At 44.9% G+C, this 15,277-nt stretch carries 10 protein-coding genes; 6 read left to right on the plus strand and 4 right to left on the minus strand.

Annotation, left to right across the window (positions count from 1 at the left end; all coding sequences use genetic code 11):
• Positions 1–89: 89 nt before the first annotated feature.
• The 4 genes from VMW01_07700 to glmM form a co-directional block, all read right to left on the minus strand.
• A complete protein-coding gene (locus VMW01_07700) occupies positions 90–1,574 on the minus strand; it encodes a TolC family protein (protein HUW06130.1) in 1,485 nt (494 codons plus the stop codon).
• 28 nt (positions 1,575–1,602) lie between these two features.
• Positions 1,603–2,967, minus strand: a complete 1,365-nt coding sequence (locus VMW01_07705) for an ABC transporter permease (GenBank protein ID HUW06131.1) — start codon at positions 2,965–2,967, stop codon at positions 1,603–1,605.
• Positions 2,968–2,978: 11 nt separating this feature from the next.
• Positions 2,979–4,376, minus strand: a complete 1,398-nt coding sequence (locus VMW01_07710; GenBank protein ID HUW06132.1) for an efflux RND transporter periplasmic adaptor subunit — start codon at positions 4,374–4,376, stop codon at positions 2,979–2,981.
• A 130-nt stretch (positions 4,377–4,506) separates the two neighbouring features.
• A complete protein-coding gene (gene glmM, locus VMW01_07715) occupies positions 4,507–5,895 on the minus strand; it encodes a phosphoglucosamine mutase (protein HUW06133.1) in 1,389 nt (462 codons plus the stop codon).
• Between the two features lie 249 nt (positions 5,896–6,144).
• Between glmM and VMW01_07720 the strand changes: the two genes are divergently transcribed.
• From VMW01_07720 to VMW01_07745, 6 genes are all read left to right on the plus strand, one after another.
• Positions 6,145–8,037 (plus strand): pseudouridine synthase, encoded by a 1,893-nt coding sequence (locus tag VMW01_07720; protein ID HUW06134.1) that lies wholly within the window; start codon positions 6,145–6,147, stop codon positions 8,035–8,037.
• Positions 8,038–8,285: 248 nt separating this feature from the next.
• Positions 8,286–10,817, plus strand: a complete 2,532-nt coding sequence (locus VMW01_07725) for a DUF5686 family protein (protein ID HUW06135.1) — start codon at positions 8,286–8,288, stop codon at positions 10,815–10,817.
• Positions 10,818–11,339: 522 nt separating this feature from the next.
• Positions 11,340–12,083, plus strand: coding sequence for a DUF6261 family protein (locus VMW01_07730; protein ID HUW06136.1), 744 nt, complete (start codon positions 11,340–11,342; stop codon positions 12,081–12,083).
• Positions 12,084–12,339: 256 nt separating this feature from the next.
• Positions 12,340–13,110, plus strand: a complete 771-nt coding sequence (locus VMW01_07735) for a sce7726 family protein (GenBank protein HUW06137.1) — start codon at positions 12,340–12,342, stop codon at positions 13,108–13,110.
• A gap of 4 nt (positions 13,111–13,114) precedes the next feature.
• Positions 13,115–14,041 (plus strand): sce7725 family protein, encoded by a 927-nt coding sequence (locus VMW01_07740; protein ID HUW06138.1) that lies wholly within the window; start codon positions 13,115–13,117, stop codon positions 14,039–14,041.
• Between the two features lie 129 nt (positions 14,042–14,170).
• A complete protein-coding gene (locus VMW01_07745) occupies positions 14,171–15,094 on the plus strand; it encodes an RES family NAD+ phosphorylase (GenBank protein ID HUW06139.1) in 924 nt (307 codons plus the stop codon).
• Positions 15,095–15,277: the final 183 nt, after the last annotated feature.

Raw genomic sequence — 15,277 nt, forward strand, 5'->3', positions numbered from 1 at the left:
CTATGATGAAGGTGCTCTTTAATATACAACACATAATAAAAAATGGCGTGCAGAACTGCACGCCATTTTTTATTTCCTTATAAAGCAACCTACTTCACCACAGCATTAAAATCGGTATCAAGCGCCTTGTTTTTAGAAAAATCAAAAAGCGCCACCGCTTGAAGATTGTAGTATGAACTCCAGTAGGATTCGAGGGCGTTAAGATAACTAACCTTAGCGGCATCCTTCTCATTCTGTGCAACGTTAAGATCGAGAACCGTTATCTTTCCAATGAGAAAGCGCTGCTTGGTGACCTCGTAACGCTTCTGCGCAATGGTATCGGCCTTAGTTGCAATATATAGCTGTTCGTCTTCCATGTTATACTTCATTACCTGAAGAAAAAGCTGCTGGTCGAAGTCAACAATTGATTGCTGCACATTGATACGAACAAGCTCCATGTTGGACTGCGCCATCTTTACCTTTCCCTTTCCTAGCCCCCAATCGAGAATGGGAACCTGTACACCAAGAGTAACCTGTTGCTGGTTCTGTGGACTCACATAGGCATTCGACCACTCGGGTGCCTGTTGCGTTAAGCCGTAGCTAGCGCTTATATTTGCCTGAAATCCTCGCTGCGAACGCGCCTGTGCCACTTTCTCCTGAGACTCCAAGAGCTGCCGCTGATATAAGAGCAAGTCTGGGTTGTTCACACCCACTTTCTCCTTAACATCGTTGTAGCCAAGCTCCTTTACCGTTGGTGCATCAGGAAGAGAAAGTTGAATATTGACATTGTCGTTGAAACCCAGAAATGAGCGCAGCTGGTACTTCTTTACCTCCAGATCAATTCTGGCCTCGTTGAGTGCCTTGCCTGCATTAAGCGAACTCAACTCCATTTGCAAGAGGTCGTTCTCGGCTATGGTGCCAATGTTGTAACGTCCCTTGGCAATTTTGTAAAGTGTATCTGTGTTGGCATAGTTTACCTGAGCAACCTCCAGCTCCTGCTGAGCAATGAGCAGGTTAAAAAATAAATTCACCGCTTTTATCGACACATTTTCCATGTCCTGCAAATATCTTCGCTTAGCCTCCTCATACTTCAATGGCTCAATTTTCCGCTGCCAACGCAGGGAATTGTATCCAGATATTGGCTGCCTGAGTCCAATCATTATGGGTGTGGTGAGGAATGCCGTGGAACGGTCGCTTCCCAGCTGGTCGGTACGCATCAGGTCGGAGGAGATATATAGGTTACCACCAGTGAGCCCAATGTTCTGATTTAAGCTCATATCGGCATAGGCACTGTTGGAGTTCTCCTCTATGTAGCTGTAGGTTCCATCGGGCAGTTGGTATTTGATAATGCTCCGATTAAAATTTGGAACGGTTGCATTTAAACTTAGTGCAGGGAGAAATGCGGCCTTGTATGTTCTATATCCCCAATAGCTGGCCCGAAAAGTATTCTTGGCTCTGAAAGCATCAGGCGACTGATCTTTAGCCAACTGAATAACATCAGCCAAGGAGAAGTTCTCCACCATCGGTTGCTGTTGAGCCATGGAGGCAAACGGAAAGGCTACAGCTAAGATAAATAGTATCTTACATGGACTCATTACTCTATCTTTTTTCAATAACTTATTGTTATTCATACCTCAACGATTCGATGGGATCCTTATCTGCTGCCCTTTTCGCAGGGGAATAGCCAAAAATAATTCCAACAGCTGCCGATACGCCAAAAGCCAAAACTATGGAGAGTGGCGAAACAATAGTCTTTATGTCGGCAAAATGGGTGATGAGTAGGGAAAGTACCACGCCAAGCACTACACCTATAAAACCTCCTGTAACGCTGATTAACACTGCCTCCGACAGAAACTGCACCACAATATCCTTCTTTTTCGCCCCAATTGCCAGCCGAGTTCCTATCTCCTTAATTCGTTCCATAACCGAGGCAAACATGATGTTCATAATTCCTATTCCTCCTACAACTAGCGATATGGAAGCTATGGCACCCAGTACAATGTTGAATATATCCTTGGTACGCTGCTGCTGCTTTAGCAGCATTTCGGGAACCGTGATTTCAAAATCGTTGACATTCTGATGCCTGCGCAGGAGCATTCGGGAAAGAACCTCGACAGTTGAGGTCAAATCTTCCGTCTTATCAACCTGTATCACAAGCTTATCTAGCTGATTGTAGTTGTTAGATTTGGTATTATTGTTGGACCCAGAAACAACACCAAAGCCAAAGAAAACAACGGTGTTTGACTTCTTCATGTTGACGAGCGCCCTATTTTTATAGCGGTTCAGCATAGTATTGACCGGTATAAAAACGTTATCGTTGTACACATTCACCCCCACATTGGCAAAGGCGGTAACACTCACATTCGACTTTTTAAGCACCCCAACCACCTTGAGCCATACACTTCCAAACTTAAGCCACTGACCAACTGGGTCAACCGTGTTAAACAGTTTGGCTGCAACATTGGAACCAATTACGCATACGGGTAAAGCGTGCGAAGTCTGATATTCAGAAAAGATATAGCCACGCTCTAGGGGTAGGTTATAAATGTTGAAGTAGGCGGGGGCAACGCCAATAATCTTGGCATTGATGCGAACCCCATTTTGAATCACAAACGTGTTTTCAATAATTTCAGGGCTAATAATCTTAATTGATGGGATAACAGCCTTAATATCCTCGGCATCGGCAAGGGTCAAGCCGGGAGAGTACTTTTGAGAATCGGACTTTCCGGCAGTGTTAGAAACATTTTGCTGCTGGCTGTCGTCATCGTTCAGCACTGGAGTAACCACAATATTGTTCACCCCCACCATCTTTATCTGCTCCAAAATTTCCTGACGGGCACCATTGCCAATGGCTAGCATGGAGATAACAGCTGCAACACCAAATATGATTCCCAACCCAGTTAAGAAAGACCGGAGTTTGTTAGCCAGAATGGAATCAACCGCTATTTGGAAATCGTGGATATATCTTTTGTAAACCTTTTTAAACATCGCTCTCTGGTTTACTTATTTTCATTCCGATTCTTTCCGCCCACTTTTCCTCCCACTTTCATGGCACTGCGGGCTTTATCCTTTTGCTCCATCTGCTGCTGCAAGTTGAGCTGTCGAATAGCCTCATCTTCCTTCTCCTTCTTGATGCGCTCCTTAATTTGCGGTATCAACTCACTATTTTCAACCTCAAATTTATCAGCACCATCCGGTATGGATAGATAAACCTCCTCGCCTTCCTCCAGCCCCTTGTCGATAATAATGTGGGTGTCATTTTTGGGGCCAACCATCACTATCTTCTTCTTTCCCTTGGTGGTATACACAAAAGTAGTGCTATCGGATGCACCGTGCACCGCTTCAAGAGGGAGGTAAAGCTTATTCTTGTAGTTGGCAATTTCGATGAGATTACCCGTGGTCATGGCCGGACGAAGGATTGGATCGTACTCATTTACTTTAATGGTCACCTCAAAAACTTTGGCGTCGGCATTTGGAAGCTGTTCGCCAATGTTTGCCACATAGGTTACAACCCCAGTATACTTCTTATCGGGAAAGGCATCCACACTTATTCGGACCTTTTGACCCACCTTAACCTTGCTTATATCGATTTCGTTTACGTAACACTTCGAATTCATAGCAGATAGGTCAGGAAGTGTGGCCACGGTTAAATCCCATGCCGAGATTGACGATCCAACCTTACGCTTTTCGCCGCCCCACTCCTTGTAGTATATCACCATGCCCGGTTTTGGAGCGTAGATCACGAACTTTTTGAGAACTGCAACCAGTTCGTTGCGCTCGCGCTGCGATTTAGAAAGATTAACCGCCACCTCCTTCATAGAAGCCTTAGCCTGCTCCACCTTGAGCGTATAGTTCATTTTTGCTTGGGCCAAATCGCGGTTTGACTTTTCGAGGCTAATCTCGGCCTGCCGCTGCGTGGCTGGTGGTTCATACTTGCTCTGGTCTACAGTAATCTTCTTCTCCTCGGTATCAAACTTAAGGTTGATGAGGTCATCCCTCAAACTCCGAAGGGTTAGCGAGGTATCGAGCTCCGTTTTGGTGTACTGGCTCTGGTTTTTTTCTACCTCATCCTCGAGGTCCTTCAACCTTGAAGAAACGGCATTACGATCAAGGGTAGCCACATAATCACCGGAGTCAACCACAGTTCCTTCGGGCACTAAATCCACAATCTTAATATCGTTCACCCGGAAACTTCTATTTCGAAGTTCACTTGGGCCCTCAATATTCTCGAAATTTTGAGCTTGTAACTCTCCTGTTGTGGTTACCAATATTTCAAATGGTCCCCGCTTAACCTTTACCTTTTGTTCAACCTTTTTATCCGACTTTCCGGTAAAAACAAAAACAAGCACTAAAATAAGTAAAGCTCCTCCAATGTAGTAGTAATATTTCCGTTTCATTGCAAATTATGATATGGTTAAGGTGTGGCAAGCACAACCGATAAGCACTTGTCGGCGCCATATAAAAACGCCGACAGCCCAACAAAAATTATGATAATTGGAATAACTGTTTGCAAAAAGGTTTAGTGCGCTACAAGCCTGCCAACTTCTTTAGCACATCAATGGCCTCTGCGGCTATGGCTGCAGCCTTTACCGACGAAGTGCTTTCGGAATAAACTCGGATAATGGGCTCGGTATTTGACTTACGCATGTGCACCCATTCGTGGCCAAAGTCAACTTTGACACCATCGATATCGGTGACCTTTTGTGCGGCGAAATGCTTCTTAGCCTTCACCAAAAGCCCATCAACATCGAATCCTTCGGGAAGCTGAATTTTGTTCTTCGACATATGGTAGTCGGGATAACTTCTGCGGAGTTCTGAGCAAGAAATAGCTTTGTGCGCTAGGTGACTAAGGAACAGCGCCACTCCAACAAGTGCATCACGTCCATAGTGCAATTCAGGATAGATTACCCCGCCATTGCCCTCGCCGCCAATAACAGCGCTGTGCTTTTTCATGGCCTCCACCACGTTAACCTCGCCAACCGCCGCGGCAAAGTAGCTGCCCCCATTATTTTGGGTAACATCGCGCAGTGCTTGAGACGAAGATAGGTTGGAAACCGTATTCCCTTTTACTTTTGAAAGCACGTAGTCGGCCACAGCCACAAGTGTATACTCCTCACCAAACATCGACCCATCCTCACACACCAGTGCTAGCCTATCCACGTCGGGATCGACCACAACTCCCAGCTGAGCTTTCTGCTTTACAACCTCGGCAGATATCTCCGTTAGATTCTCAGGCAGTGGTTCAGGATTGTGCGGAAAATTGCCATTGGGTTCGCAGTAGAGTTCCACCACCTCAACTCCCATGCGACGAAGTAAAGCCGGAATGGCAACGCCACCAACGGAGTTCACGGCATCAACCACTACCTTGAAGTGTGCTTTTTTAATAGCCTCGGTATCAACCATGGGAAGAGCCAATACCATATCGATATGCTTCTCGGTAAACGATTCGGAACGAACAACGCGCCCAAGTTCTCCAACCTCAACAAATGGCAGTTTACCCGATTCGGCAATGGAGAGCACCCTCTTCCCATCGAGGTCGGAAAGGAACTCACCCTTTGAGTTAAGCAGCTTCAATGCATTCCACTGTGCGGGGTTATGGCTGGCAGTAAGGATAAGGCCTCCGTCGGCTTTGAAATGAATAACCGCCAGCTCCACCGTTGGCGTGGTTGCATGGCCTAGCTCAATAACATCGACTCCACAGCCCATTAGCGTTCCAACCACTAGTCGATCGACCATCTCACCTGATATACGTGCATCACGGCCAACTGCAACCAGCGGTTTTCCCTTGCCACAGGTATCGCGTAGCCAACCAGCATAGGCAGCTGTAAATTTCACAACATCGAAGGGGGTTAACCCCTTGCCCGGTTCTCCACCAATGGTTCCACGAATTCCGGATATGGACTTAATTAGCGTCATATTTTTGAAAAATTAACATTTAACAGTTTGGCTGCGAGCAAAATATTCTCAACCTGAAGCACTGGTTGGATAACGCTGCATAGAACAAAGGTAGCAAAACCCCGTAATCTTCTCTGCTTAAATAACAAACCTTAGCTTATTTTATACGTAACATGTGGTCGTTGCCAAATTTATTGGTAACTTTGTAAGCTTCTTTTTAGCCAGAAGCCATTTTTATTTAACCATCAGTAATACAACACAACACACATCATGGAATCGGAGAACATCACTCCCCAGGAAGGTAGCCGCGAAGGTTACGAGGGGAAAAAGAAAAACGAAAGCCGGGAGGCCAGTAGTAAAGAGGACTCAAGCAAAACTTACCGTCCACGTACGGCAAAAAAGTTTACTCCTTCCAACACCTCTCCCAGTCGGGAAAACACACCACCCAAAGAGGTAACTAACGACAGCCCAAAGAGCACAGAAGAGCGCAGCTCTGGAAAAGAGAGACCTTTCTGGACCGATTTTTCGGGAAAAGAAGATCGACCAGCTCGTAGTAGCCGATCATCGGAGGATAGCTCGTTTGGAGAGAAAAAACCCTATGAACGTAGGGAACGCTCAAGCCGTGACGACAGACCAGCAAGGGAAAGCCGTCCATTCGAGCGCAAAGAACGTTCGGGCGAGAGAAGCGATAGGCCTTTTAACCGCGACAACCGCTCCGGTGAGAGAAGTGAAAGACCATTCAACCGTGACAACCGCTCCGGAGACAGAAACGACAGGCCTTTCAACCGTGACAACCGTTCCGGTGAAGGAAGCGACAAACCATTCAACCGCGATAACCGTTCTTCCGAAAGAAGCGACAGACCATTCAACCGCGACAACCGCTCCGGTGAGAGAAGCGACAGACCTTTCAACCGCGATAACCGTTCCGGCGAGAGAAGCGATAGGCCATTCAACCGTGACAACCGCTCCGGCGAGAGAAGCGATAGGCCATTCAACCGCGATAACCGTTCTTCTGAAAGAAGCGATAAACCATTCAGACGGTCAGATTCCGGCGATAAGCCATTTAGAGGCGACCGTAGTTTCGACAGAGAAGATAGACCAAACCGATCCGATAAAGGGGAAGAAAAGGGAAGTCGTCCATTCAGTGGAGAGCGCACCGACCATTTTACAAGAAGCGATAGACCATTCCTAAAAGATCGTCCAGAACGTAGAGAACGAAGTGATCGCGATGGAGCAAGAGGCGAAAGGCCTTTCCGTGGCGAGCGCAGCTCCGATAGAAACGGTAGTAGATACGCTGACCGTGGCAACACCCCGTTCAACAGATCCGACAGACCAAAAAGGGAGGTTGAAGGAGCCGAGAACGATGGTGATCAGCCAAAGACAGAGTTTACCAGCCGTAGAAAACATATTCAGGTATACGAACCAAAATCGTATGAGGAGGAGGTTAACAAGCCCATCCGCCTCAACAGGTATATCTCCAATGCAGGTATTTGCTCACGCCGTGAAGCCGATACCTTTATTCAGGCAGGCGTGGTAAGCATCAATGGTACTATTGTTACCGAGCTTGGAACCAAGGTTAACCCCACCGACGAGGTGCGCTTTAACGACGAACCAATCAAAGGAGAACGGAAAGTTTACCTGCTACTGAATAAGCCTAAGGACTATATCACCACCACCGATGACCCAAATGCACGCCAAACGGTAATGGAAATTGTTGCCGGAGCCTGCAAGGAGCGCATCTACCCCGTTGGCCGTCTCGACAGAAACACCACAGGTGTGCTGCTTATGACCAACGATGGTGAGCTTGCAACGCGCTTGCTACATCCTTCATCGAATAAGAAAAAGGTGTACCACATTCATCTCGACAAAAAGATATCCACCACCGATTTGGAAAAAATTTGTGAAGGTGTGGAGCTGGAAGATGGAATGGCATATGCCGATAGCGCCAGCATTGTTGCCGACGACCCCAAGCAGGTTGGTATCGAAATTCACTCCGGTAAGAACCGTATTGTACGTAGAATTTTTGAACACCTCAACTACAACGTTGTGAAGCTCGACCGGGTATACTTTGCCGGCCTCACCAAGAAAGGCCTTGGCCGTGGTGAGTATAGAATGCTCAACGACAAAGAGGTGGAGATGATGAAACGGGGCGCTTACGAATAGCCTCATTCATACCATATTTAAAAAACCGTTCCAAGTTGGGACGGTTTTTTTTGTGCTATGGTTAAAGAATTCAAGCATCAGTAGGGGCACAATATTTTGCGCCCCTATCCTATTATTCATAAAACAAAGCTGCTAGCAAAGGCTACAACTGGTTATAATGCGAATTCTATTTCTGCCAGGAGAAATTACATTTTTCTACATATTTTTACTTAGCAAAACCAAAATAAAAGGTATCACACCCCTAACCCATGCAACCAACCAACCACCCAGCCTTCAGATGGCTTCTTTTATTTTCTATTTCAACCTCCATTAATACTGCAATAATAGCCCAAACCACCTACAGGGTTACCAATCGCGAAACGGGAGAGCCGTTGCCTTTTGTGAACGTGCAGGTGGTGGATGAGCACAGGGGCGTAACCACCGACCTCGATGGTTACTTCACCCCCCCGCTGACCCATTCAGGCCAACAACTCATCTTTTCCAACGTAGGTTTTAACCCTCGAACAATTCCTGCCGATTCGCTGCCATTGCTCAGGAAGCATCGACTCGAGATGACCCCAACCACATATCAACTCAGCGAGGTGGTGGTGAGTGCAACCGAAAATCCTGCACTGCGCATCATACGGAAGGTGGTGGAAAACCGGGATCAGAATAACCCGGAGAAGTATGCCAACTTCTCGTTTACCTCCTACAACAAATTTTACTTCACCTCATCGCTCGATACCGTTGGGCTACGAGCCAAGCTGATGACCAAGCAGCCGATGACCAAAAAGGATTCGGCAAAGCTTAAGGAATTAAACTTTTTGGCTAAAAACAATTTCTTCCTGGTGGAGACGGTAAACAAGCGGGAATTCCAATATCCCTCGCGAAACAAGGAAGAGGTAATTGCCTCCAAGGTATCGGGGCTAAAGGGTCAGCCACTCTTTGCTCTCATTGCCTCACAGCTGCAATCGTTGTCGTTCTACTACAGCATCATACCTCTGTTCCAAACCACCTACCTCAACCCCGTTTCACCCCCAGGAATCAAGGGCTACTTCTTTTTGATTGAGGACACCGTGCTTACCCAAGCTGGCGATACCACCTACGTAATCTCCTTTCGTCCGCATAAAAACAGGAACTTTAGTGGGATGAAGGGCGTGCTCCAAATATCTACCAACGGATACGCCATTAAAAACGTGATTGCCGAACCCGATGAGCCTAGCCGTTTTATGGATACCCTAAAGCTTAGCCTCAAAATTCAGCAGGCCTATGAGCGGGTAGGCGGCAAATGGTTTCCCTCTCAGCTGAGCTCGGAACTCTGGTTCTTCTCCGATTCCAAAAAGGGAGGGCAAAAGGTTGCCCCCATTATTGGTATTGGCCGATCGTACCTTAGCGACATTAAAGTGGACGACCCCAATCTAAGGGTGGCTGCTATGACACCGGCACTATCGTTTAGCCCCAAGGCGGAGGAGCAGGACGAGGAGTTTTGGAACCACCACCGCAAGGAGCGGCTTACCGAGAAGGACCGCAACACCTACCATTTGCTCGATAGCATTTCGCAGAAGGTGAAGTTGGACAAGAAGATGCGCACCGTTATGGCCATAGCCATGGGCAACATTCCGGCCGGCCCGTTTGAGCTGCCGCTCAACCGCCTTATAAATTACAACCAGCACGAAAGGCTACGGTTGGGGTTGGGTGTAAATACCGGTTCACGCGTTTTGAAGGTGTTAAAGCTGGGAGGATACGGAGCCTATGGCTTTGGCGATAGCACCACCAAATACGGTGGTTTTATGCAGGTGAATCTCAACCGCAACTACCGTTGGAGTGCAACAGCAGGCTACTCGAGCGATGTGGCAGAATCGGGAGCCATACTCCCCAGCGAAAAGGGGAGCATCTTCTCCAGCGAGGCTCTCTACCCCTTCTTTTATGATGAGATGGACAACGTAAAAAAGTGGAACCTAGAAACCACCGTAAGCCCACTGCGCTACCTCACCGTTACCCTTGATGGAAGCATGCAAGATATTGCCCCCACCACCAGTTACCAATATGTGGCCAACAACGGCACGCTACTAAACACCTACAAGGTAACCAGCGCCTCGGTGGAGATGCGCTACGCTTATGGCGAGGAGATGCTACAGCTGCCCGACCGTACGCTTCCTCAGGGAACTACGGCTCCCGTGGTGAGACTGAAATTTGAACGCGGAGTAGATGTTCTCCACGGTCAACTAGCCTACAACAAGGCGCTATTCCGGATTGACTATAGCCGCAACATGCCGATGCTGGGAATTTTCAGCCTATCGGCTAGCGCGGGCAAGGTGTGGGAGACGGCGCCCCTCAGCCTGCTCTTCAACGCCCACGGAAGTAACTACCGCGACGCCAAGCCCCAAACCTGGTCGGTGGAGGTGGCCGGATCCTTCTCAACCGTTTACCCAGGCGAGTTCTACTCCGACCGATTTGCCTACCTCTTTTTGCGCCACAGCTTCCGAAATCTGATAATAAAAACCAAATACTTTTCTCCACAAATTATGGTGGCTGCCAACCTTGGCTATGGCGATTTGAGCCACAAGGATAGGCATGTGGGCTACCCATTTCGCACCATGAATCGTGGGCTATACGAAGTGGGCTTTGGCGTTGAAAACCTGCTCGATCCCGTTCTACACCTCTACCAAAAGGTGCTGGGCGGCAGCACCAACTATATCCAAAGCATTGGCTTCTCGCTGTTCTACCGCATGGGGCCTTACTCCTACCTCAAGCAAAGCAACAACCTCTTCTTTAGGATTTCGGCGGGGATAAATATTTAGAAAATCAAAGTAATAGCGCTAAAAAAAAATTCCTAAAGGCGAAACCACCTACCCACCCCTCCTCCATTCGTCAATTTTTTTGTCCAGGACACATCCATGCTTCAGGACGAGTCCAAACCGGCTGGCGGAAACAATCCTGATTTCAGGACGAGCCCATGCAAGCCGGCGGAAGCGATCCTGACCTCTGGATTTGTTCCTGTAGGCTGGCGGGAACAATCCTGGCTCCAAGAATTGTTGCTACAGCGCTGCGTGGCCATTCCCCGACGCTTAGCCGAGCTCCGGACAAGTAGCATGATCCGTACACCCCATTCTACGGCACCATGGCAGAACGAATTCCTATGGTTAACTGTTCCAATGCTAGCCCAATAGCCTTGCAGCATCCAAACAACACAGCTTATTCATGCTATTCTATCGGCGCGTAACAAGGATAACCAGCTGGTCAGCAACACTTTTTTTGAAATAAGTATTGACTTTGTTTTGAGTATTTCCTAATTTTGATAAACATCAACATTTAAGTGACCTATGAAAAACGTAAAACTTTCGGCATCGCCTGCCTATTTGCTGACGAATCTTGAATTCTACGAATTCGTTCAGTCACATTTAATCCGAATACAGGAGTTGGGAGAGACACAACTCACCGACGAACAGCTAAAAACTCTGCTGGCAACCCTTACAGGGCTGCTAGGCGACCTTAGCAAGGTGCTGGTGCATATTCGCAAGAGTGCCATAACCGAGGAGATAACTACCCTTGACCAAGCGCGCGACAACAGCATGCGGGCACTTCTGCGGGCACTGAAGGTGCACGAGCTGGCCACCGACCAAACCGTGCTCCATGCATTGGCCGAACTGCAAGCCCTACTGAAGCCCTACGGTAACGTTCCTAGGCTAACGTTGGAGGCAGAAACCAGCGCTATTGAAAGCATTACAACAGCCATGACCAGCGCACGCTACACCCCCCTTGCTACCACGCTAGGGTTGGATGGCTACGTAACACGCCTCAAAGCTGACAACGCCGCCTTTTCGACCCGCTACAACGAACGCACCGTAGAGTACATAGACAAGGATACCACCGATATGCGGGAGCTACGTAGCTCCATTACCGGATACTATTCGCTACTTTGCGATTACGTGGAGGTGATGGCACGACTCGAAACTGCCCCACTCTTTAGCACGGTGTTCACCATTATCGATACCATTCGAGGCCAGTACTCGGCACAGCAAGCCCGCAGTGCTGCACGCAAGCCCAACGAGGCAAACGCTGGCTAACAAGAGGGGGTAACATGAAAAAAGTTCAGGCCCTCGATTGAGGGCCTGAATGCTCAATAAAGAGGAAACTTTTGCGAGAAAATTCCGTGTTAAAAGAAAACTAAAGAATTGTAGTAGTTTTGTATTACTTCAAAAAAACTTTTCGGCAATGGACCAGAAGAACAACAAAGTAAAGATGGCCCGATTAAGAAGTTATTCCTCAATCTTCTCAAGCACCTCCTTTTCTAGGTTGTTACAACACGACGACTATTCCTTTATGAATGTAAAAATTGAACGGTATGATCAATCCAAGGTTGGCAAAAACATAAATACATATTATGACTATATTCGTTACACCTATAATGCATTGAAGAATAGCTACAAAAACGAATACGTATTTAAAAATACATTAATTAATGAAATTATTATTGATCACTATGGTGTTAAAGATACTGTTGCAATTAACGAATTTAGAGTAGGCAACTCAATTGCTGATATCGTATTGTTTAACGGTACTAGCAAAGCATTTGAGATAAAAACAATGCTCGACTCAAATAAACGACTAGCAGGACAACTAACTGACTATACCAATATTTTCAAAGAGTGCTATATAGTAACCCATGAATCAGTAGTAGAGAAGTATTTAAAAGAAGATTCGCATGTTGGAGTTATTGTTCTTGTTGAGCGAGCAAATTCTATCAGAATGGAAGAAATACGACATGCAAAAGAAAATAGCAATATTGATGTTAACACACTAATGCGGACAATACGAACTGTTGAATATAAAAATATTGTGAGCCAATACTATGGTAAGTTGCCTGAAATGAACAGCTTTAATATGTTTGAAAAATGTAAAGAGTTAATAAATGAAATTCCAAGCGATGTTTTGAATAAACTATTTATCAACGAACTTAAAAAAAGAAAATCTAATACTGAAATAATTCCTACATTTGATAAAGAGTTAAGACAACTGTGTTTGTCTATGAATATTAATGCAACTGCATATCAAATGTTAAATTGTAAATTAAGCAAACCTATAAAACTGTAAGACTATGTATTATCCATATCTTAGAGGAAGACAATTTGAACTAATTGCATTGCGGGAATATGCGGATCAATATGGTGATGCAAACAATATTATACCAATTGTTGAACCTGTAAAAAAAACATTCAATAGTTTAAAAATCGCTATACCTAAACTGATTGCTAGAAATGTTCGGTTTGCTATTATTCTAAACCCTAAAGTGGGCGAATTACCAAGTGAAGCAGAAATACGGGAAGCATTAAAGGACATTATTAATCCCGGAAATTGGATTCCAGCCTATATTGTTTCTAACAATCCGTTGGAAATAGCAAGGAAAATTGAAGCATCAAGCTTTACCGAGGTGATGCTTGTATGTCATGAAACTTCGGATACCAGTAGTAAGGATTTTGAAGAATTAGTTTTTTCTCCGAATACAAAATACATTGTTTCGAAAGAGAATAAAACATTAAAGCGAGCATTATTTGGGAAAGGGAAGGAAATAATTAGGCTTGATGATAATTTTACTGCTCAAAAAAGGAATAAGGATTACCTTTTTTTACCCGAAGAGAAGTTTACAGAAGAACATATGTTTTACAAGGAAGAAAACTATACAGGCTTTTCAGATTATACTATCGTTGAAAGCGATTACAAAGATGGAGGTGTGCCTCCATATGCTGTTGCAATCCATCTAACTTATCAAAAAGAGAATAAGGAAATCTGGATCAAACATTTCGCATCTGACACGAATGATGGAATTGAAAATATTCAAGGAAAATTTGCCGAAGCAGCGAAAAAAGCCGTTGACTTTTTTGATGATAGACAAATACACAATAATGCCTTAGATGAACTAAGAAAATATTACCACTCTCAATCATATCCAGGTCTAGGAATGTTAAAAAAAATATCTATCAAGAATCATTTAGAACTTGTTAATAAAATACTTGGAGAAAGGTAGTACCAATGAAAATTTGTTCGCATTGCTTCAATGATCTGGACTTAAAGCAATACATAATTACAAATTCATCAGAGAAAGGTAAATGCGAGTATTGCCTTAATGAAATAGATACAGAATTACTTGACATTGTTGAACTACTTGATTTTTTCACAGAACTCTTACAGCTTTTCAAAACAAAACACAAAGGCACCCCCCCTCGCGAAAATTATACAAAACGATTGGAATATTTTTTCTGAAAAATCGCTACACCAGAATATCTTAACCGATATTTTAGCCCAACTAAGTTTCCCATTTACAGATCAACGACAACCTGTCGAATACATTGAGGAAATAACTGAAAGTGTTGAGTATTGGGAATTACTCAAAAAAGAATTAAAATGGGAACGTAGATTTCTCGCAAATATTGGTAAGATGGAAAATCTTGGTTGGAACGGATTTTTCAATCAACGAATCTTACTTAGCGATTCAATCCCATTATTCCGGGCAAGAATTAACACAACACATGATCAAGGAGTCTTTTCAAAAGAAAAAATGGGCTGTCCTCCCAAACACCTGACAGCAGGAGGGCGTGCTAACCCACAAGGAATACCATACCTCTATCTTTGTAAGGAAATTGAAACAACAATATATGAAATTAGGGCTACATTCCTTGATGAAGTAAGTGTTGGAACATTTCGTATCAAAAAGGGGATAACTACTGTATTAATTGACTTCACTGAAAACAAAAGCGTTTTTCTAAACATTGAAAATATACTTGAATATACTAAGAGTGTCTTACTTAAGAAAAAAATAAGTGCTGATTTATCGAAACCAATGCGTAGGTATGATTCTGAACTAGAGTATATACCAACACAGTTCATCTGTGAATTCATTAGATACATTACAGGTGCTGATGGTATTTTGTTTAACAGTTCCCTTTATAAAGGAGGCAAGAATATTGTTCTATTCGATCAAGAAAAAGCAGAATGTATTTCGGTAGCTCCATACAAAGTCTTCTCTGTAAATATAAAAGTGAAGAAAAAAAATAATGTCAAACCAGTTGACCCATATTGAAGTGAAATAGTTAATATGGTGATAGCCACCTCGACTAAACAAAACCAACTTCCATCATCCTCCAGCCTCCCATTATTGATATCTTCGGCCATCAATTTTATCTGAATGACCCAGATTCCATCTCCCAATTAAATACTTACCATGCCTAAAAAAACGCCCTCCGAGTTGGAGGGCGTTTTTTAT

Source organism: Williamwhitmania sp., assembly GCA_035529935.1.
Classification (GTDB): domain Bacteria; phylum Bacteroidota; class Bacteroidia; order Bacteroidales; family Williamwhitmaniaceae; genus Williamwhitmania.